Raw genomic sequence first — 22,329 nt, 5'->3', positions numbered from 1 at the left:
TCATCAAATCTATTATAGATATCAAATCCAAGCCAGTAAACGCGGTTAGCTTTTCATCAGCGGAGGAGGATTATTTTCAACTAACGATTTTATTAACTTAAAAATTTAAAACAGATTATTTTTGTGAACTATACTTAAGACAAAGTGAGGAAAGTTAAATTTAAACCGATAAAAATTCTGAAGTGTGTTGTTAAATCCATACTTTAAATAATTATCAATAGATCGTCTATTTGAAGGATAATTTATGGATAAATCTGTGACTCAAATAGTCTATAAAAATAAGATTCTAATTCTTGGATTCGGCAGTATTGGCCAAGCAATATTACCTCTTTTATTCCAATATTTTAAATTAGATCCCTCCCAAATTCACATTCTGTCAAAGCATAATCTTGGTGCAGAGGTGGCAAAAAATTATAGCGTCTCTTTCAAAGAAATTGCGGTGACCGAAAATAACTACCAGGAATTGTTATCTTCTATTCTTAGGCCGGGTGATTTTTTGTTAAATTTATCGGTAGGCGTATCCAGTATTGATTTAATAAAATATTGCCATTTAAATGGAATATTATATTTGGATGCTGCCGCTGAATGTTGGGAAGACAGGTATAGCGATAACAGCCAACTCCTTTCTAATTATGCGTTGCGTGATGCGACCCTGCAACTTAGAAAGAAGGGGCCTACCGCAGTCGTAAGACATGGAGCCAATCCTGGGCTAGTATCCCACTTCCTTAAACAAGCCTTATGGAATGTGGCCAAAGATAATGGGCTGGAAAGGGAGCTGCCGAAAAAAGCGGTGGAATGGGCGCAATTGGCCCACGATCTTGATATAAAAACCATCCATATTTCTGAACGTGATACGCAGATTTCCTCTCGCGTTAAAAAAGAGAATGAATTTATCAATACCTGGTCAGTTGATGCGTTAATTTTGGAAGCGCTGCGGCCTGCTGAATTGGGCTGGGGGAGTCATGAGCGGCATTGGCCTCACGATGCAAATCATCACGACTTTGGTTCCAAGTGTGGAATATATCTTAGTCAGCCCGGCGCAGAGACGAAAGTCCGTACCTGGACCCCAAACGCTGGTCCGATTAACGGGTTTTTAATTACGCACGCAGAGTCTTTATCGATTGCAGAGTATTTAACGTTAAACAAAGAGGATAAAGTGTATTACAGGCCAACAGTCCATTATGCGTATCATCTTTGCCCTGATGCTATTTTATCTTTAAAAGAGCTCGTGCAAAGACAATACCTGCCTCACAATGAAAAACGAATTATTTTAAACGACATTGTTGATGGCTCGGATGAACTCGGCGTTTTACTCATGGGGAATAAAAAAGGAGCTTATTGGTATGGTTCTCATCTATCCATCCATGAAGCCAGAGAGTTGGTTAACCACAATAATGCGACCAGTTTACAAGTTGCCGCTGGCGTTTTAGCCGGTATGATTTGGGCGATTAAAAATCCGGAACGTGGAATTATAGAGCCTGAAGATATGGACCATGAGTATGTATTGAGTTTAGCCTTGCCTTACCTTGGTAAAGTTGATGGTTATTATACCGATTGGACTCCCCTGCGAGACAGAGGCGATTCAAATAATACCTATATTGACCACAGTGATCCCTGGCAGTTTATTAATATTCGAATTTGATTGGCAACCATTGACGCAGATTGGGAACTGTTTCCCCAAGAATATCGAATAGCCCTCCCCTCTATCTTCCAAACACGCCTGCTATTATCCACGACGTTGGGGTGCATTCCATGCAGAATGCAGTTATCATGAAAGATCAACCTATTGAATTCAGAAGTTTATTTTTTAAAACAGGAGAAGATATCGATGACAGGGATGAATACAAAGGTGAACACAACCAAAAAAATTTTCCTCTTAACGACCGCAATTATTCTTTCACATAGTCATGCAATTCATAGTGCGACACAGCTTGGTAAAGGGATTTATTACGACGAACAACAAATTCAAAAGCTCGCACAAAAATATCCTGGGCGTGTCTCAAAGGATGCGGGTTATCCCCTAATCAACAACTATTCAACCTTAAAATCAGTATTTCAGGGGAGTCAGTTTGGCTTGGGTAATAAACCCACAACAACGGGGCTTTGGTGGACGCCTATGTTAGCTGTGGATAAGGCATCTGGACAAATACAGGATAGTGATTATCTCAATCCCTTATTATTAATTCCCAATCCGCTTTCTGTACGTTTGACAGAACGAGGTGTTTCTTTAGGGATTCCTTTGCAAAATGCCAAAGTGGACAATGTGCATGTTGACCGTGGTTATGACAATACACTCGATGTAACAGTGACTACCGGCGATTTGATGGGGACTGCACCGTTAGTTGCTGACTATTCTGATTGGATGGTCTCTATAGGCTGGGCACGTAATAATACACCTCTTCTCGTTGCCAATGTGGTAGAGGGCTCCCCGTTCATTTTTGTTGAGAAGAAAAACAATCAAACGACCTCTTATCTCCAGTTTACTAATTCGCAAGATGCAAAATTATTAAGTCAGGACAAGGGGATTAGCGTATTTAAAACAAAGAATGCCTCTGATTCGGGCTACCGGTATTATGCTTATTTCTCAAATCCTGATACAGCAGTCGTACCCTGGAAAACCACTTCAGGGTCTGTGATTGTCCCTGTTAATCAGGGAGGAAGCGGCAATATTGTTCCGAGTACTACCATTCAGACCGCAGAAGCTAATCGCTATTTTTCGATAGCTGTTATCCCTGCCTCTTCGGATTCATCGGCGGTTGAGATAGCAAATCAATTGAAGCCCTATGCTTCTACCTTTATCAAAAGTACCTCGATCACTTACGAATACGATAAAAATAATGCAAAAGTGATTACCCATTTTAATTTTGATTCACAAACGGTCTATCCGAATGCCTCACTAAAGAAACAACCACTGGTTTTTCTCTATCCCTGGCAGATTAAAAACATGAGTGACAGCGAAAAAGCAGGATGCTTGTTCCAGGATGAGTGTGCCAGTGATAAAGGCACGATTCAGACATTAAAAGGGACTATGCATGCTTATGTGGTGCCTTCAGGAATCAGAGATAAGTCTTCTTTTTCTACTGAAGTAGGGTTTCATGGTGTCTTGCCTGTGCTACCCAATCGGTTAAGCCAGGCGGAGCTGGATAAAATCGCAAGTTATTCCTTTACACTCCCTCCGGATCCTCACCTGGACTCTAAAAATCCCTGGACAGATACCTATGCCACAGGAAAATTATTAGGTAGGGAAGCTCAGCTGATAAAAATAGCCAATGTGTTAATGGGGACATCCCCTACTAATCCCAACTATCAGAAAATTCGAGATAGCTTGCTAACCGATCTAAAAAAGCAGGTTACCAGTTTTCTCACTGGCTTAAATTATACCGATCCTTGTCCCGGTGGTGCCGGGGATTGCCCGCGTGCTGAGGGTGCCTGGTTTTATGCCTATAATAGCCAATGGTATACGATGATGGGGTTTCCAAGTGGTTTCTTCACCGCGACTACCTTAACCGATCATTCTTTTCACTGGGGTTATTTAATTGATGGTGCGGCGACCATTGCGCAATTTGATAAAGCATGGGCACAAGCCTATGGCGGCATGGTTAATTTGCTTATTCGCGATATTTGCAATTACAACTATGGGGACGAGGGCGAAGCAACCAGGTTTCCGCATTTTAGAAGTTTTGATCCTTATGCAGGTTTATCATCAGCATTAGGCATGCCTTATAGCTTTGATAACGTCAATGAAGAAGACAGTGCTGAGTTTATGAATTTAGCCCAGGCCATTATTTTATGGGGCTTAAATACCGAAGGGATTAGTTTTGATGGCGATACGACTTCCCCTCAAGAGTTACTTGAAACAGGCTTGTATCTTTATACTACTGAAGAACAAGGGTTGAATCATTATCATTTTAACCAAAACCCTGGTTCCGGTGTTTTCCCTACAGGATGGTCGAATAGCAGCACCGGACAAAACTATTTGTTGGTCGGAAATGTCTGGGGCGGGAAGCTGGATCGCTCAACTTATTTCTGCGCGGGCCAACCTTGTTATTATCAAAATCTTGCTTCCAATACATTACCCATCAATGCCGGATCGTTTTATCTTGGTTATGACCCCAATTTTGTGACCAAGGTCTATAGGGAGGATGCTAAAAATCCCTGTTCTGGTGATGCTTCAAATTCTGCTTATTGCGGTACTTTGTTGAAATACCTGGCTTTAGGCGATCCTGCCAAGGCATCGCAATATTACACCCAGTATTTCGATGTGCAAGGGAACACCCCCGATCCTGGTGAGTCTAAACCCAGTATTTATTACTGGATTCAAAACTTAAAAGCGCTCGGGTCGTTAAATACCTCTTATCGCGCAGATACACCAGCGTATGCCGTTTTTGGTGCCGGGGATAATACCTATGTGGTCGCATACAATCATGGAACGTCAGTAAGAAACGTGAATTTTTATCAGGAAGGTGGTTTTGTTTGCCGTCTGGAGAATATACAACCCGGAGAAATGAAGGGTGGTCTTTGCGGCAAAGAGGAGCCCCCGCCACCGGCTGACCGGTTTTCCTACGTAGTCTATGTGGGTTATCCTTTTAAACCGGTGCTGATCAACAATAGTATGACCTGCCCTGATCCGGCCACGAAGAACCCAGCCTGTCTGGTGAAAAATGTTGCAGGCCCTTCTGTGATGACTATCACAGGCAGCAATAGCAACCTTTGTACTTTGGCAATTGGCAAGGATGGAGTCGTCTCTACCATCAACGACAAATCAAAGGGCTGTTTTATTAATTCATCCCCTGCAACACCGGATAAAGCTGGAAGCATTAACCTTCCCGGTGGTTTTTAATTGATTCAATAATCAGTTAGGGAGTTGCATGAGCGAGTCAAGACTGTTGTGTCATGACTCGCTCACGGTTTCATCGGTGCACGCATTGAGGCGTATCAACATTTTTGCGAGAACCCCATTATTTGCTCTCTTTAGGGGCAGCTTCTTTTTTAGGTTTAGGTGATGCTTTTTTCACGGTCTTTTTTGCGCCTGTCTCTTTTGAAGCAGACGCCTTTGTGGCTTTTGCTTCTTTTGCAACTGACGAGTCAGCCGCTTTTGCGGTTTTTTTAGGGGCTGCTGTTTTTGCGGCGGTTTTTTTCGCCGGTTTTTCACTTGGAGCCTTCTTGCTGTCGTGTGCATGCAGGATTGAATTTGCTTTTTCTTTTAATGTACGTCGTATGGTTTTGAACTCGTCGGTACGAATTTTAGCAAGATCCTTTTGATGTGCAGCACCAATTAAAACATTTCTCTCGATCTTTTCGGATAATAAGGCGTATTTTCGCAGCAAGTGCCGTGCATTTTTAGCCTGCTCTGCGGAATCAATCTTGGTTGGAAATTCTTGAATCTCAGCAACGATTTTTTTAATTTTTACCAATTCCATTGGAGTCCCTTGTCCCATGATATGTGTCTCACTTTTGATAACAGTAAAAAAAAGTATAGCCTATGGTTGGGGGTTCTTCCATAGGCTTTCCAAGTGACTCGGTGAAGATTAATAAATGCGCTTAAGTAGGGCGTTTAACTTTTAAATACTGGTTTAGATTAAGGTCTAATGGACCCCATCATCAGGCGGTTTTATACCGCTATGCCCAGAAGGGAACCAATACCCGCACTCACAATCATTGCCAGACTTCCCCAAACCACAACCCGTAAGCATCCTACTATTATTCGGGCTCCGCCAACCTTTGCAGCCACGCCTCCCAGTAAGGCCAGAAATAGAACCGCCATCACGGATAGGGTTAAAATAAGATAAGGCTGGGGAGCAAAAAAAAGGGTTAATAGCGGTAATAAGGAACCAAGAGTAAAACTGGCAGCGGAAAACAGGGCTGCCTGAAGGGGGCGTGCACTTGTTATTTCGGTAATGCCAAGCTCGTCGCGAGCGTGTGTGCTTAATGCATCGTGAGCCATCAATTGCCTTGCAACGATATTTGCCAAGTCAGGTTCTAATCCGCGGTTGATGTATACAGTGGTTAGCTCTTCAATTTCATTGGGTAAACTCGTCTCCAGTTCTTTCTTTTCACGTTGCAGAGCCGATTTTTCTGTATCCGCTTGAGAACTGACCGATATATATTCCCCTGCAGCCATCGACATGGCACCCGCAATTAATCCTGCGCCCCCTGCTACCAATATTCCATGGTATGGCGTGTGGGCAGCAGCAACACCAATCAACAAACTCGCAGTAGAAATAATACCATCGTTTGCACCCAATACCGCTGCGCGCAACCAGCCAATTCGTTCAATTCGATGATGTTCTTTATGTTGCATAGACCTCAGCACTCCTTTGCGAATTAGAGCTAAATCGATTGACCGCCGAGTTACTCTCGTGACCTGTCAACACGATGTTTATACCGCCTTTCAATACTATCCGTAGTTGAATACACGTTTTTATATCGAATGCTTTTCCAAACTAGCATCTTGGCAACTTTTGTCAATGCAAGACGGCTTATGGGAGATGGCATCCATAACATGGGCTATATAATTTATTGATAATAAATAATTATTTGAATGTTATTTTTGAAAAATCCCCCAAATAGGACCCACTTTGCTGAGTATCACTCTCGAAATTGAACCAATTCCACCAATGCACTGTTCGCTGTTCGCGAACAGTGAACGCTTATCCAATTTATTTTCAAGGAATTTAAAGTTTACAAAAACATAGTATATAATTATAAATGTAAACTTCGAGGATTGGGAAATGTTAGGCAATAGAATTCAACGGGCACGAAAAGCATCTGGCTTGTCTCTACGTGATTTGGGAGAGCAAATTGCGCTGAGTCATGCTGCCATTAAAAAATACGAAGATAATGAGGTGACTCCTTCCTCAGACGTTCTTATCAAGCTGGCAAAGGCTCTTCACGTCAAAGTGGAGTACTTTTTTAGGCCTGAGCGTTTTACTTTGCAAAATATCCAATATCGGAAGCACGCTGATATGCCCCCGCGCCAGCTTGAAGAGATCAGCGCAATAGTATTAGATCAAATTGAACGCCGTGTTGAACTTGAAGGATTATTCCCAACTCCACCAGTTCAACCATTTTCCATTAAGAACTTACCTAAGATAGTCAATCAGATTGAGGATGTTGAAAAATTAGCCGATCAGATCCGCAAGCAATGGAATTTGGGCTCGGATCCTATTCCTGATTTAATTGATATATTTGAAGAGAACGGTATAAAAGTATTTCAAATTGACAATGAACAGTATCCAAAAATTGATGGGCTTTATGTCAAGGTCAATGAAATTCCTATTTTCGTTGTTAGTAACCAAAGCCCAGGTGACAGGCAACGATTTACTTTAGCGCATGAACTGGGTCACCTTCTATTAGATAGCCGTCTTGAGGATAGTTTGGATATTGAGAGTTGCTGCAATAGATTTGCAGGTGCATTTTTATTGCCAAAACAGTCTCTTATAAACGTTTTAGGAATACACCGCAATTCAATTGAGCCACGTGAACTGAGTTTATTAAAGCAAGAATTTGGGATTAGCATGACTAGTATTCTGCACCGAGCGGAAGAAACTGGCATTATTTCTAATAATATTTATCGTCAAATACGTGCGGAATTTAATGATCGTGGATGGTCAAAAAAAGAACCGGGGGAACAATACCCCAAAGAAATAACTCGCATTTTTGAGCAAATGATTTTTCATGCCCTTGCCGAACAATATATTGGTGAATCTAAAGCCGCTGAACTAATGAATATGCCGCTTGAATCATTTAGGTCTTTGCGTGCTATGGAAGAGCCAGGATGTTGCTTGTCATCAGTGATGCATGCGTATTAATTGATATTGAGTGTGGCGATTTAACGAGCGCGATGTTTAGCTTGTCATACCAATTCGCAGTACCCGACACCTTATTTTCTGAAGAGTTAGAGGAACAACATGCCCATTTATTGCAGTTTGGATTAATATGCAAAACAATGAGTGGTGATTTAGTTGCAGAAGCTTATAGTCTTCACCAAAAATATTTGAGACCAAGTGTTAACGATATGCTTGCACTAATACTTGCTAAACACGAGGATAGCCAGTTGTTAACAGGTGATAAAGCCCTGCGTGATGCAGCCAAAGACCTGAATGTTGAAGTGCATGGCACTATATGGCTTGTTAAACAGATGCTTGAGGACAAAAAAATTACCGTTGAAGTTGCACGAGTTGCTTTTCAGAGAATGAAAGAATCTGGCAGTCGATTACCTTGGAAAGAGGTGGAGAAGTTATTAACTAGCTTTAGTTCTGTGGGAGAACTGCTTGTATATTGAAACCGATCAAATCATCTATTCACCCTCCGATTTAACGCTATTTCTTGAAAGCCCATTTGCGTCCTGGATGGAGCATTTCGCCCTGCAGGAACCAAAGGCACTTACGCTTGCTGATGAAACAGATGAATTGCTGTCCGTCTTGCAACAGAAAGGGATGGCGCTTGAGCAAAAGATTTTAAACCATTTTATTGACCGCCAATTAACCGTTGCCCAAATTGAAAAGACGGGGCATGCCTTTGCTGACACTATTAGCGCCATGAAATCAGGGGCAGATGTAATCTATCAGGCAGTTCTTTCAGCTTTGCCGTTTAAAGGGTATGCCGATTTTTTAGTGAAAGTAGACGGTGAAAGCGGCTTGGGTGATTTTCATTATGAAATTTGGGATACAAAGCTCTCAAAAACAGTCAAGCCTCATTTTTTGGTACAGCTTTGTTGCTATGCTGACATGCTGGAAATAGTACAGAGACGAAGGCCAAATAACGTAGTGGTTGTGATTGGTACTGGTGAATCGATGCGCTTTTCGACCAATGATTATTTTTTCTATTACCTCAATTTGAAACAGCGATTTTTGCAAACCCATCAAAATTTTTCCCCAGAACATCGCCCGAATCCTGCTGATTCCGGTAGTTGGGGACGCTGGTCTGAGTATGCCCAAGCATTATTGGTTGAAGCCGATCACCTGTCTGAAATCGCTACGATAACCAGGCAACAAATTAAGAAATTGAATAAAGCTGGCATTGATACCATGCAGAGTATGGTTGTAACATCTTTGGAACGGGTAAAAGGGATAAATCTGGACGTATTCGCCAGACTCAAAGCTCAGGCCACCATTCAACAGAACAGCAAAGGCTGTGACACACCACTTTATCAACTTCTGCCGCATGAGTCCGATAAAAAAATGGGTTTGTCCTTACTCCCGCCATCGTCCCCATTAGACATTTATTTTGATATCGAAGGATTCCCTCTCGAAGAAGGCGGGCTGGAATATTTATGGGGTATTGTTTATTTGGATGATAAAGGCATTCGCCAATACAAGGATTTTTGGGCACACGATGAAGATCAGGAGAAGACTGCATTTAGGTCATTCATCGAATGGGCATTTGCGCGTTGGCAACGCGATCCGCACATGCATATTTATCATTATGCCAATTATGAAATAGCCGCATGTCGTAAGCTGATGGGACGATACGGCATTTGCGAAGACATGGTGGATACCTTGCTTAGAAACGAAGTCTTTGTTGATCTGTACAAAATTGTCAAAGGCAGTTTATTGTTAGGTGAACCGCGCTATTCTATCAAAAACGTTGAGCATCTTTATCGTGGCAAGCGCGATACGGAGATAGGTTCTGGCGGTGATTCTATTGTCGTCTATGAGCGTTGGCGTGAATCACCAGACGGCGATACGTGGGAAACCTCAAACCTATTAAAGTCTATCCGCGATTACAACATTGATGACTGCAATTCAACTCAAGAGCTGGTTGAGTGGTTACGCGAACGTCAGTTGGAAAAGGGTATTACCTACCTCGGAAAAACAGAAATCGTTGCCGCACCGGAAAATGAAAAGGTTACTGAACGCACGATCTTACGCGACAGATTGTTTCAAAAAGCAATTGAATTGAAAGCACAGGGCTTGGAAGACGAAGCTAAAATTGCCAGCCTTTTTGCCTGGGTTCTAGAATTCCACCGCAGGGAAAAAAAGCCAATGTACTGGCGCTTGTTTGACCGGTTAGGGGCGAGTGACGATGAGTTATTTGACGATACCGATTGCCTGGCACACTGTGTACGAACAGAGAGGCCCGCCTATAAATTCAAACCAGGAGACACAAACCTTTGCTATGAATACTCCTTTGATCCAAATCAGGAGTTTAAAGCTGCTGCGGAGAAATATAACGTCTTGGGACAAGAACGTGCTAATGGCAAAACCATCAGCGTTGAATTCATTAAAGAAGAATCGAATCTTGGTGAGGGGTTCATTGTATTAAAAACGGGCGCAATATTAGAACCTGTTGTGACCTTAATTCCAGATGAGTCTATTAATCCAGAGCCCATCCCAACGGCAATTGCAGCTGTCGCTGAAGCCTTTGAGCAAGGTCGATTAGAAAATACGGCCATTTATGATTTTCTGACGCGAAGGACACCCAGAATTACAGGGTTAACGCATGGAGCGCTAATTGCACCCAGCCATGAGCCCAAAGAGCGGCTGAACCAAATTATTTCCGCCATCAAGAATTTGGAGAATAGTTATCTTACGATTCAAGGCCCTCCTGGTTCTGGTAAAACATACACGGCAAAACATGTCATTGCCGAGCTTTTAAAGCTTGGCAAGCGCATCGGTATTTCATCAAACGGCCATAAGGCCATTAATCATTTATTGGTAAGTACTGCTAAATATTGCAAAGATGAAAACATTCAAGCCAGTTTCGCCTGTACCAAAAATACGGATAATGAGTTATCTGAGCTCGGAATCACTATATTCGAGAACAAAGCGATTGCAGGCAGTTTGCAGGCTGCCTATGTGGTTGGTACCACGGCATGGGGATTTGCAAGAGCAGAGCTTGAGCAAGCCTTTGATTATCTTTTTATTGATGAGGCAGGCCAGGTTAGTGTTGCCAATTTGATTGGGATGAGCCGGGCGACCAGGAACATTATTTTAATGGGCGACCAAATGCAATTGGGACAACCCTCACAAGGCAGTCATCCAGAAGAAAGCGGATTGTCCATTCTTGATTATTTACTGCATTCCACGCCGACTATTCCTGAAACCATGGGGGTTTTTCTTGGAACCACCTACCGCATGCATTCGGCAGTAAACCAGTTTATCAGCGAGGCGATTTATGAAGGAAAACTGGAATCAGAACCTGATAATGATCGCCGGCGTATAGTGGTGCCGGAAGGCTATCAAGGAATATTGAATCAGGAGACTGGGATTATCCCTGTTCCTGTTATTCATGAAGGCAATACGCAGTCCAGTGATGAAGAAGTAGAACGTATAGTAGAACTGGCAAACGAGTTACTTGGACGTCAATTTATTGCGAAAGATGGTACAGAGCAGTTGATTGATTGGGACGATATGCTGTTTGTAGCCCCCTATAACCATCAGGTGAATAAGTTACGGCAAGCGTTAGGCAAACAAGCCAAAGTGGGCAGCGTGGATAAATTTCAGGGGCAGGAAGCGACGATTGTCTTTTTAAGTATGTGCGCCAGTAATGCGAACGAATCACCCCGGGGTATTGATTTTTTGTTTAACAAGAATCGGATTAATGTGGCAATTTCACGTGCACAGTGCCTGGTGGTTGTGACATATAGCCCGATGCTGCTTGATACGATAGCAAATAGTGTTGGCCAGATGGAGGCTGTTAATTTGTTTTGTAAGTTGGTTATCAAGTAATTAATTTCCGTGAGACTACCGTACTGAGTGTAAGCCCGAAGCTGCTATAGGTTGGCACGGCATAATCAAGTAGGTTGGGTCGCGACCCAACTTGCATGAGTAGATAGTAATGAATTTAAATGGGCGGCGTTCATAATAGTAAGCATCTAATTGATTTCTAAAGGAGCTAGGCGGGCAAGGTTTGAATTTTGTATTCAACGATCAAAATTCAAGCTCTGACTCCGACCTATCTTTAGCCTCCATTCCATTGTTATTTGCTATTCGCGAATCGCGAACAACGAATGCAGGCATCATCAGCAAAAATTTCATTAATCAGCAATAGATTGCTTATGAAACGGCATAATCAAGTAGGTTGGGTCGCGACCCAACTTGCAGGAGTAGATAGTAATGAATTTAAATTGGCGGCGTTCATAATATTAAGCATCTAATTGATTTCTAAAGGAACTAAGCGGGCAAGGTTTGAATTTTGTATTTAACGATCAAAATTCAAGCCCTGACCCCACTGATTCGTTATCTAGTTGATTCCCTGTGCTACTTGTTGATATAGATATCCTATCAAAAAGTTACCATTCGCCTGGCGGCAGGAGTAAGCATGCCAGAGCATGGGGGGCATATGGCAAGACGCAAAATAGGACTCGTTTTTGGCAGCGGATCAGCACGCGGCTGGGCACACATAGGCGTCATCCGTGAATTGGCAACCATGGGCATTAAACCAGATCTGGTTGCAGGTTCATCCATCGGTGCTGTGGTCGGGGGCGCATATGCCTCAGGTCACCTCGACGAGTTTGAAGAATGGATTTTCACACTGAAGCGCGTGGACATTCTAAAATTGCTCGATTTCCACATGACGGGCGGCGGTTTTATCCAAGGGAAAGCGCTGATGATGGCCATTGAAAAACGGTTGGGCAACCTTAATATCGAGGATCTGAACGTTCCCTTTGCCTGTGTTGCCACATCGCTCTTGAATGGAAAAGAGCACTGGTTACGGGAGGGCTCCTTACTCGATGCCGTGCGAGCCTCCATCGCCTTACCTGGAATTTTTGCCCCTGTTGCCTTACATCAGGATCTTATGCTGGATGGCGGCCTGGTTAATCCGGTTCCTATTTCGCTGGCACGTGCGATGGGTGCTGATTCCATCATCGCCGTGAACCTCAATAGTGATCTCGTCGGCAGACATTTTTCCCTCGATCAAAGCGATGTAGCCGCTGACAATCAAGACAACCAAAAGCAATTGGACTATGCTGAAACGAATAATCCAACAATTGCTACCTGGGGAGCCAAGCTGAAAGCTGACTTCGATATCAGGCTAGCGTCATTTATTTCCTCCCTGCGTAAGAAGAACATTTCGAAACCCGGTCTCTTCGATGTGATCGCTGGCTCTATTAACATTATGCAGGAGCGCATCACCAACTCGCGCATGGCAGAAGATCCGCCTGACGTGCTCATCACACCAAAGCTTAGCCATATCGGTCTTATGGAATTCGATCGCGCGCAAGAAGCGATTCGCGAAGGTCAGGAAGCAACACGGCGCGTAGCAGACGATCTGGAAAAGCTTAAACTTAAATTGTGATTCCTTAACTAAAAAGCGGGATCAATCGGGTCAACCGTTAATCCGATATTTTACTTTCTCCACTGAACAAAATTGAGACTGTTGCAAAAGTTGCAACAGTTCAAAACGAACAGGGAATAAGGCGTCAAAATTCAAGCCCTGCCCCGACCTACGTTGCAATGTGTTTATCTTTAATTGTCTGCACATAAGGTTGTTTTGGTGCCGGTGGTTATGTTTCCTCCAATTCAATATGCACCCGTTGCCCAATAGCCGCTGCAATATTTACCAAGGCATCTAATGAAAATCGAGAAATGCGGCCTAGTAACATATCATTTAAGCGGGGTTGGGTAATTCCGCAATCTTGAGCTGCTTCAACTTGTTTCCAACCATTTTTTTTAATAATCGCTACAATTTGGCGCATCAATTCGGCTTTCGCTTGCATATTAGCTGATTCCCCAGCTGTATCAGCAATCGCATCCCAAATATTTTCATAACTCATTTCTGCCCCTAATAATTATTTCCGTAAAAGGAATGCTGGGTCAGTGCTTGAGCTTCAAAACGTTATTTCTTTTACGGATTGAAAAAAAGCTACTTAAAAAGGAAGTCATGTATGCAGTATTTATCAGGTCTATAAGTAAGAAGCGGCTAAAGAATGTTTATTTGAAAAGACCTAAAGAGGTAGAAGCAGGAAGTAAAAATTCTGTAGTGCCCTGCAATTAAAATTCAATTGCAAGACACTCAAGAATCAAATAGTATAAATCTGCGTTTGACGTGTTTAAATGCAATAAGCGCTGATAGAAGGGATTGGCGTCCCTACTACCAGCTAACCACAATCTATCGACAAGGATAAATTATGGCTAAACGAATCTTAGTCTATTTCAGTTTTGTATTTCAATGGCATGTCCGTAAGAAGCCACCAAAATTTCCCATTATTTACACCGGTTGAACATTAGGAGCATGGTTTATAGCGTGCTTTAATTTGCTATTAACTAAAAATCTTAATTATTTCAGCGACTAGAGACACAGGAATTATTTTTTCAATAATTCCTGTGCTAAGTCACACCTTTAAAAAATAAAGGAAAGAATAATGGTGAAAACAAAGCGAGAAACCTTAACGGAAACGAATTTAATCAATAGTCCCTTCTTTCAAGTCTTTGCAAAAAATTACCTGGACTATTTAGGGAATAGTAATCCTACCCACAAACAGCTAGCCGAAATCCAGGCCTTGCTTTCCAATACCTGGATAAGACTACCGATTTGTTTCGACCTGCGTTTAAGTGAGCAGGAAAAACAATGTCTTTACTTATCCGCCCAAGGCAAAGGGCTGAAAGAAATTGCAGCGTTTCTAAAGGTCTCCATGCGACGAGTGACTCAATATCGGCAAGCTATCTTTAAAAAATTAGGATGCAGAAATATAACCAGTGCGATTATTGTAGGTATTCGCTATGGGGTGATTAAGAAGGGGGATGTACTGGACGATTAAATTGGTTTGGTAAGTTGCAAATTTCACTTCCTGTGTCAGCACATCCTTGTGCTGGCTCCCTTTTCACGGACATCATGTCCTAGATATTTGCAACTTCCAATGATGCCAGTATGACTTAATTGCTGATGCTCGTCATTAAGACAAATTAGGTAAATAATGTGAGAAATATCTTACAAATCATCAAGCTGAGGCTTTAACAAGAATTAATTATTCTTAAAAAAGGGAGTCCGGAGTTAGGGCTTGAATTTTGTATTCAACGATCAAAATTCAAGCTCTGATCCCAAAGACCTGTTACTAAGCTCAGGGAGCAAATAGCGTAATTGGGAAAGACTTTTGTCTATGGAAGTTAATATGGTGGAGGCGGCGGCTATTTAATTTGACGGTTAATTTGTTGTATTTAAAAGGTTATTTTTATAGATGATAAAAATATACCCCCAAATGTACCCCCATTCACTCTTAGTGTAAGTAGGAAATGACTTTTTTGCTAAGATCCGCAATCACATTAATAGCTTTATCATAATCAGTGGCTAAGCTAGGATTAAACACCATATTTTCAATAAAATCTTGATACCTCTCTCGCCATAAAGGTTTGGTACGCAGAAGATCAAGCGAACGATTAATTTCATCTACTGGGTTGGCTGCATATTCAGGATTTTGATTTTTAAATTGCTGTGCATCAGTTAGGACAACCTCTTTAGCCAGCATTAAAAAATCATCAGGAATAGGTTCGACCGATTCAATAGCATTGAGATCATAAACGTGACGAATCAATGATTGGTCATCAAAGTGATACCCTCGTTCAATAGCTATAATGCGTCGAGTTAAACCCACCCATTTTTCAATCGCTGTTTCATGTACAGCAACACAATGGGTTTGGCTTTGAGGAAATAAGCTTAAACTGGGAAAGGTGTCTTCCATTAGTGTTTTTACTGAGCGTGTCACAACATCACAGCGAATATTTGATAATGTGAACTCAAAGAGTATATGAGGTCTTAAAGTCGCATTACGAGTAAACTCTGAAGGATAAAAAAATTCAACCCGTGAATACTTTCCCTCATTACGCACCACTGGCTCACTTGCTGTAAGATTAGGAATTGCAAAGTTTGATTGAAGCTCAAGCCGAAAAGCCTTAAGTTCTTTCAACAAATAGGATTTGCTAAAACCATCTGTGGTAGATTTACGCTGAACAACCTTGTGCGCTTTAGCCAAACAAGTACCGCCGCAAAATACCAAACGGAAATATTCATTTTCTACGGTGGAAAGGGATTGAATTACCTGAGTAACATAATAATCCTTTTCAATAACAGACTCGGGCAAATCTAAAGTGTTTGCAGTGGTTTCAATATATTGAAACATAGAACTATCGAGCATTAATTTGCTTCTCCATAATTAATTTTCTTTTGCCAAAAGACAACGTTCCTCGATAGCGGCTTTTTAATCGGACAGATGTACGAACAGGAACTTGAGTGGTGAGACCTGCATTATACTCTTTAGCTGCTGTACTAAGCTCCCACTTTATACCTTTTTTAGTTAAGGCTTCTTTGCAAGCTTGATCAAAGCCACCTTGAATAATAGGTACATTGAGCATTTCTGATAAATATGCTTTTGCATAAACGCCAGCTCCAATTTTAACCAGCTTATTCTCATCCATCAGTTTTTTAAAAATACGACTAATCTGGCGATAGGACCCGAGATCCATAAGATCTTGGCGCAGCACAATATTACTGCGTATTTTCTTAATACGCTGGAGAGCCTTGTATTCTATGCTGTCTTTATATTTTACTGTCATGATAATTCGCCGATTTAGGACTTATTTAAATTATAGCACACATGAATTTTACGTCAATTTGGGACACATCATATGTAATAACTCCAACCATTTCGAGGACTTGCTCTAAATGGTCTTCAAAAATTTTTCCACACTGTTTTTATATGCCTTTTACCGCCTAAATCAACTATCATTCATAGGTTCCAAAATGGAACTTATGCTTTTACAACTCACTGATCAGTTTTTTGATCTCAGTAGCATGGATATTTTCTGTGCAGCAATTTGCCTTTCTCTTGCTCGACCAGAACGAATAGCATCAATTAATGCTAGCAAATCATAAAACAATGGATCTGGGTGTTTAGCTATAGCTTCAGGAACGGAGTGATATAAAGGCTTCAGTGCAAGACCACGCTCCTTCCCTTCGCCATAAGGCCAAACAGGAATTGGATCATGACCCATTACAATGTGCTCTTTTAAAACTGGTGCAGCATAGCTGGTGGGAGTACCACGAACCAACTCTCCTAATTTAGCGGGAAAAACGTATTTTAAGCCATGAAAAAAGAACTCCTCACAAGCTTGAATAATAGGCTGTGGCTTAATAGGAGGTTGATAAGGAGTAATTAATCCTGCTGTAACTAATTGTTTGAGTGCACTATTTATCTGAGACGGACTGAGACATAACTCAAGCGCGATACTATGTTGTGACCAATTTTTATCTGGATGATATGCCAATAGTTTAACTAAAACTACAATATCCTGAGGTTTAAGCATTTATCCCACATCCATTCTTAATTCTAGAATTTAGAATAAGGAATGTTAAAAGTCAATTCATTAATAGTCTTCAAATATCAATGGTTACATATTGGATCCTGGAGAAAAAATTCGCTGTTCTACAGTTTTTAAGTTTTTGGCCGACACATTTAATATAATAGAACATGGATTGTTGAATAATGCCAAAAATTGTAGATCCATTGTCCGATGATGAACTAAGGAATATTGTTGATTTCCTCAAAAAGGGAGAAACTCTTCCAGAGGATTACCGATTTCGCTTATTCAATTCTTGCCATAAATCCGAATTAATTTGGCCAGGTAAAAATAACAACATCTGCAAAGCAGAATTGCCATTTCAAGCAATTGAACATATAGACACTCCTAAATTAAATCAATTAAATATTGCTTCTCGCTCAAGAAATATGTGGGCTAATAAGCTTATATGGGGTGAGAATAAACTTGTGCTCTCTTCTCTGCAATCTGGCTATCTAAGGCGTGAAATTGAAGCTATTGGAGGAGTAAAGCTAGTATACATTGATCCGCCTTTTGATGTGGGTGCCGATTTCTCAATGCCTATAGAAATCGGGGATCAAGAATCATTTATTAAAAAACCAAGCATTATTGAAGAAATCGCTTATCGAGATACTTGGGGTAAAGGTGTAGATAGCTATCTTACAATGATATATGAGCGATTAACGCTTATTCAGAATCTGTTGGCTAGTGATGGAAGTATATATGTTCACTGCGACTATAGATTAAGTGGTGTTATGAGATTAGTTTTAGACGAAATTTTTGGAGAAGGAAATTTTGTTAATCAAATAACATGGAAAAGTGCTGTTGGTGATACCTCAGCTAAAAATCTTAAATTTATAAAATCCCATGATGATCTTTTCTATTATCGGAAAAATAAAGACTCGTATATCTGGAATGATATTTTTCAAGACTACAGTGAAAGTAGTATTAAACTTTATAAATACGAAGACAAGCAGGGTCGGTATAGATATGTACCTATAGATAACCCAGGTGGTGGCGGTTATACCTATGACTTAGGTTTTGGTGAAAAGCAACCTAAAGGTGGTTATAGAATGCCAATTGAAACTGCTCGGAAGTGGATTGAAGAAGGTATTTTGCTCGTTGAAAAAGGAAAAGTTCCATCCAAAAAAAAATACATCAATGAAGATGGTGTCAGATGCCAAGATATTTGGACAGATATTAGCGGATCATTTAGAAAAGAATACCCGACACAAAAACCAGAAGGCTTATTAGAACGTATTATGCTTGCCTCTTCTAATCAAGGAGACTTAGTTGCTGATTTTTTTTGTGGGTCTGGTACAACACTAGCGGTGGCTGAAAAACTTAGTAGAACATGGATTGGATGTGATTTATCAAGATTCGCTATTCACACCTCTCGCAAGCGATTAATAAATTTGCAAGTTGAATTAGATTCAAAAAAGAAAAAATATAATGCCTTCGAAATATTAAATCTTGGTCATTACGACCGCCAATACTATATGGGAATAGATCCTAGCCTACCCAAAGAGAAAAGAGACTCCCAAGCGCGCCTAAAAGAAAGTGAATACTTTAACTTGATTCACAGAGCATATAAATCAGAACAATTACATAATATGGCACCATTTCACGGATTCAAATCTGAAACCAATCATGCTGTATATATTGGTTCATTGGATTCACCTGTCACCATGAGTGAAATTGAAGACATAATTAGCACTGCTCCTAAATATGGCTTCAACAAAGTTGATGTTTTGGGATTTGAATTTGAAATGGGATTAACCCCAGATATGCAGGATAAAGCAAAAGAGAAAAATGTTAATTTAGTCCTAAGGTATATCCCACGTGATGTATTTGATAAAAGAGCCATAGAAAAAGGACAAGTTGTTTTTTATGATGTTTCATATGTAGAGGCAAAAATAAATAAAATTGAGGATACCGTTTCCGTTCAATTAATGGATTTCGGTGTATTTTATCGACAAGAAGATATCGATTTTATTGCTCATACTCTAAAAGCGGGTAGCTCAAAAGTCATTGTTGATCAAGGCCAAGTAATAAAATTAACAAAGATTCGAGGTGGAGGTACAGAACAAGAGATATTAACCAAAAACTGGACGGACTGGATTGATTACTGGTCTGTAGATTTTGATTATGAGAGCTTGCAAGATCAATTCTCAGGAAATAATATTTTTGAAAACCAATGGCAAAATTTTAGAACCAAAAGTCATCGTAAAATAACTATCGAAAGCGAAAGATTTAAATATGCGGGTCCAGGTAACTACAAAGTAGCTGTAAAAATAATAGATATTTTTGGTCATGACACAACAAAAGTATTTGATATACATATTGATACAGAAGGGAAATAATTATGGCAATACATCCTGATTTCCCAACTAATCCGTATACAATTCTAGATCCCAATATTCGATGGTTTCCAGGTGATCAGGATATTAATCATGTCGGTCATGATAAATTAATTCCTCCGTTAGTACATAAAATTAGAACTTGTGTAAATCAATGGCGAAATAATAATTATGAGGGCGCCAGCTGGGTAACACGAGCTTTACTGACCTACTGGTTCGATTTAAACCATTACAATGAAAATTCAGATAACCCGACAAGCTTTAAGTGGTATTTCGCTCAACGAGAAGCAGTAGAATCGGCAATATGGCTTTATGAAATAATTAAAGCGCGTGATCCTAGTCAATTTCTTTCCTTTGATAGTTCAGGTTTACTTCAAAAAGAGCATTTTAAAGAAGACTGGCCAAGATATGTAATGAAACTTGCTACAGGCAGCGGAAAGACAAAAGTACTGAGCTTACTGATCACTTGGTGTTATTTTCATAAAAAATATGAAGCAAACTCAGATTTATCTATGAATTTTTTAGTTGTGGCACCTAACATCATTGTCTTAGATAGGCTTAAAGTTGATTTCGATGGATTGCAAATTTTTTATCAAGATCCTCTTTTACCCTATAACGGATATCTAGGTAAAAACTGGCAAGATGATTTCAACCCTGTCGTACACATCCAAGATGAAGTTGGCAACATCTCTGAAGATGGGAACATTTACCTTACCAATGTTCACAGACTGTTTCTTCCTAAACAAGCAGATCCAAGTATAGAAGATATGGATGCTACTGATTATTTTCTTGGAATAAAGCCACCAAATAAAACAACATCAGCGATTGATTTAGGCGAGCTAATTCGCAAAGTGCCTGACTTGGTTATTTTAAATGACGAGGCACACCATATTCATGATGAATCATTAACCTGGTTCACAACAATCAAAGATATTCATTCTGGTTTAGTAGAGCGAGGACATAAACTCTCTGCGCAATTTGATGTAACAGCAACACCACGTCATGCAAATGGAGCAATATTTGCTAATACAATCAGCGACTATCCTTTATGTGAAGCGATTTATCAAGGCGTAGTAAAACATCCAGTTATCCCCGATGATGCTTCCATGGCTAAACTGCAAGAAAAAACCAGCGATGAATTTGTGGAACGATATGAAGATCATATTAATCTTGGCTATGTGGAATGGAAAAAAGTATATGACCAGCAATTAATAATGGGGAAAAAAGCTGTTTTATTTATCATGACCGATGAAACAAAAAGTTGTGATCAAATTAAAGAATATCTTGAGAGCACCTACCCTGAATTTAGGAGAGCGGTACTTGTCATTCATACAAAACGCAACGGCGATATTAATGAAGGCTCAAAAAGCGATTTGGATGATCTTAGAAAAGCCAGTCGAGAAATTGATAGGCTAGATAACCCTTATAAAGTTATTGTATCAGTTCTTATGTTGAGAGAAGGTTGGGATGTTAAAAATGTCACCACAATCGTTGGTCTTCGCTCGTATAGCGCAAGTAGTAAGATACTCCCTGAGCAGACTCTTGGTCGAGGTCTTAGAAGAATGTATCGGGAAAAAGCTATTGGTGAAGAACCTAAATTAAGTGTTATTGGCACAGAAAAATTTATCGACTTTGTAAAAAAAATAAAATCTGAAGGTGTTGAGCTTGATTACAAACCTATGGGTGTAAATACTCCCCCCAAAGCCCCTATTGTCATTACAGTTGACGAAAATAAAATAATGAATAGGGATCTCGAAATAGTATTACCCAAGTTAACCAGACGGATGCAACGTAACCTCAAAAATTTAAATGAATTAAACCCAGAAAACATTATCTCGAATAAAATTAAACTTAAAAAATTCTCTGCGAATGAACAGCGTCAAATTATTTTCAGAGATATTAATACGGAAGAGATTAGCCATACTACTAATATGCCAACTCTTATTATTCCTGATTACCATAGGGCTTTGCATTTTTTTAGTCACACAATTATGAGTGATTTACGTATGGTTGGTGGTTCAGATATTTTATTTGAAAAATTGAAAATTTTTATTGAATACAATTTGTTTGAAGCTCGGGTCGATCTTAATGATTTAAATGTGATAACCAATCTTTCTGAAAACAGTGTCCGTAAATTAATTATTGAGAATTTTAAAAAGGCAATTAATATGCTCACTGTTAGCGATAGTGGAACCTCAGAAATTAGAGATACGATTTGTGTCAGCAAAACTAGGCCTTTTCAGGTTGCAACCAATGAATTTGTAATTGTCCCCAAAAAATCATCATTTACAAAAATGGCTTGCGATAATAATTTTGAACTTAATTTCGCCAAATTCCTAGACAGCTGCGAAGATATTATGGCGTTTGAAAAAATTAATGATGCAATGGGTTTTTTCCTCGACTACAGGAATCAAGAGGGAGGTATAGCAAACTATTACCCAGATTTCATTGTAAAAAAGAGTCCAACTGAGTATTGGATTATAGAATTAAAAGGTCGGGAAGGTGTAGAGGATATGATTAAAAAAGAGCGTTTAGATCAGTGGTGTCAAGACGCTACACGACAAGATAAAAGCAAAATTAAGTATAGTGCCATGTATATTCAAGAAGATAATTGGGGACGATACCGCCCGAGAGATTTCAAAAGTTTAATTAATATGTATGCCGATCAAAATTAACTAGAAACTTTAACTGTAGACAATTTTTGATCAGGGGAA

Annotated in this window: 15 protein-coding genes; 9 read left to right on the top strand and 6 right to left on the bottom strand. The window is 40.2% G+C overall.

The features are described from left to right. Nucleotides 1-244: 244 nt before the first annotated feature. On the top strand, nt 245-1,642 hold the full coding sequence (locus DYC89_RS13975) for a saccharopine dehydrogenase C-terminal domain-containing protein (protein ID WP_115222342.1): 1,398 nt from the start codon (nt 245-247) through the stop codon (nt 1,640-1,642). Nucleotides 1,643-1,828: 186 nt separating this feature from the next. After that, a complete protein-coding gene (locus tag DYC89_RS13970) occupies nt 1,829-4,840 on the top strand; it encodes a glycosyl hydrolase (RefSeq protein WP_115222341.1) in 3,012 nt (1,003 codons plus the stop codon). Between the two features lie 118 nt (nt 4,841-4,958). Here DYC89_RS13970 and DYC89_RS13965 read toward each other — a convergent pair whose 3' ends face one another. Both DYC89_RS13965 and DYC89_RS13960 read right to left on the bottom strand, forming a co-directional pair. Further along, nucleotides 4,959-5,420, bottom strand: coding sequence for a hypothetical protein (locus DYC89_RS13965; protein WP_115222340.1), 462 nt, complete (start codon nt 5,418-5,420; stop codon nt 4,959-4,961). Nucleotides 5,421-5,611: 191 nt separating this feature from the next. Then, nucleotides 5,612-6,301, bottom strand: a complete 690-nt coding sequence (locus DYC89_RS13960) for a VIT1/CCC1 transporter family protein (protein ID WP_115222339.1) — start codon at nt 6,299-6,301, stop codon at nt 5,612-5,614. A gap of 430 nt (nt 6,302-6,731) precedes the next feature. Here DYC89_RS13960 and DYC89_RS13955 point away from each other — a divergent pair, with 430 nt between their 5' ends. The 4 genes from DYC89_RS13955 (at nt 6,732) to DYC89_RS13940 (ending at nt 13,242) form a co-directional block, all read left to right on the top strand. Then, nucleotides 6,732-7,811, top strand: coding sequence for an XRE family transcriptional regulator (locus DYC89_RS13955; RefSeq protein WP_115222338.1), 1,080 nt, complete (start codon nt 6,732-6,734; stop codon nt 7,809-7,811). Continuing rightward, nucleotides 7,778-8,284, top strand: a complete 507-nt coding sequence (locus DYC89_RS13950) for a DUF3368 domain-containing protein (RefSeq protein WP_115222337.1) — start codon at nt 7,778-7,780, stop codon at nt 8,282-8,284. Before DYC89_RS13955 ends, DYC89_RS13950 begins: the two co-directional genes overlap by 34 nt. Then, nucleotides 8,274-11,672, top strand: coding sequence for a TM0106 family RecB-like putative nuclease (locus DYC89_RS13945; protein ID WP_115222336.1), 3,399 nt, complete (start codon nt 8,274-8,276; stop codon nt 11,670-11,672). Before DYC89_RS13950 ends, DYC89_RS13945 begins: the two co-directional genes overlap by 11 nt. 613 nt (nt 11,673-12,285) lie before the next feature. Next, the gene (locus tag DYC89_RS13940; protein ID WP_115222779.1) at nt 12,286-13,242 is read left to right on the top strand and encodes a patatin-like phospholipase family protein; all 957 of its coding nucleotides are present in this window, start codon (nt 12,286-12,288) and stop codon (nt 13,240-13,242) included. Between the two features lie 208 nt (nt 13,243-13,450). On the opposite strand, the gene DYC89_RS13935 is transcribed toward DYC89_RS13940, so the two are convergent. Further along, a complete protein-coding gene (locus DYC89_RS13935) occupies nt 13,451-13,720 on the bottom strand; it encodes a helix-turn-helix domain-containing protein (protein WP_115222335.1) in 270 nt (89 codons plus the stop codon). A gap of 588 nt (nt 13,721-14,308) precedes the next feature. Between DYC89_RS13935 and DYC89_RS13930 the strand changes: the two genes are divergently transcribed. Next, nucleotides 14,309-14,704, top strand: a complete 396-nt coding sequence (locus DYC89_RS13930) for a response regulator transcription factor (RefSeq protein ID WP_115222334.1) — start codon at nt 14,309-14,311, stop codon at nt 14,702-14,704. 456 nt (nt 14,705-15,160) lie between these two features. Here DYC89_RS13930 and DYC89_RS13925 read toward each other — a convergent pair whose 3' ends face one another. The 3 genes from DYC89_RS13925 to DYC89_RS13915 all read right to left on the bottom strand — a co-directional run bounded on the left by DYC89_RS13925 (nt 15,161) and on the right by DYC89_RS13915 (nt 17,243). After that, a complete protein-coding gene (locus DYC89_RS13925) occupies nt 15,161-16,060 on the bottom strand; it encodes a nucleotidyl transferase AbiEii/AbiGii toxin family protein (protein WP_245954010.1) in 900 nt (299 codons plus the stop codon). 4 nt (nt 16,061-16,064) lie between these two features. Further along, the gene (locus tag DYC89_RS13920) at nt 16,065-16,493 is read right to left on the bottom strand and encodes a DUF6088 family protein (RefSeq protein WP_115222332.1); all 429 of its coding nucleotides are present in this window, start codon (nt 16,491-16,493) and stop codon (nt 16,065-16,067) included. 216 nt (nt 16,494-16,709) lie between these two features. Continuing rightward, the gene (locus DYC89_RS13915) at nt 16,710-17,243 is read right to left on the bottom strand and encodes a helix-turn-helix domain-containing protein (protein WP_115222331.1); all 534 of its coding nucleotides are present in this window, start codon (nt 17,241-17,243) and stop codon (nt 16,710-16,712) included. A gap of 179 nt (nt 17,244-17,422) precedes the next feature. On the opposite strand from DYC89_RS13915, the gene DYC89_RS13910 reads away from it, so the two are divergent. Together DYC89_RS13910 and DYC89_RS13905 are read left to right on the top strand one after the other, a co-directional pair. Further along, nucleotides 17,423-19,618, top strand: a complete 2,196-nt coding sequence (locus DYC89_RS13910) for a site-specific DNA-methyltransferase (RefSeq protein ID WP_115222330.1) — start codon at nt 17,423-17,425, stop codon at nt 19,616-19,618. Between the two features lie 2 nt (nt 19,619-19,620). Next, entirely contained in the window at nt 19,621-22,290 is a 2,670-nt protein-coding gene (locus tag DYC89_RS13905; protein WP_115222329.1) for a DEAD/DEAH box helicase, read from the top strand. The last annotated feature ends 39 nt before the right edge of the window (nt 22,291-22,329 follow it).

The sequence above is a fragment of the Legionella donaldsonii genome (assembly GCF_900452385.1).
Taxonomy (GTDB): Bacteria; Pseudomonadota; Gammaproteobacteria; order Legionellales; family Legionellaceae; genus Tatlockia; species Tatlockia donaldsonii.
The sequence above is the reverse complement of the archived record's forward strand: the minus strand, read 5'-3'. Positions and strand labels throughout refer to the sequence as shown.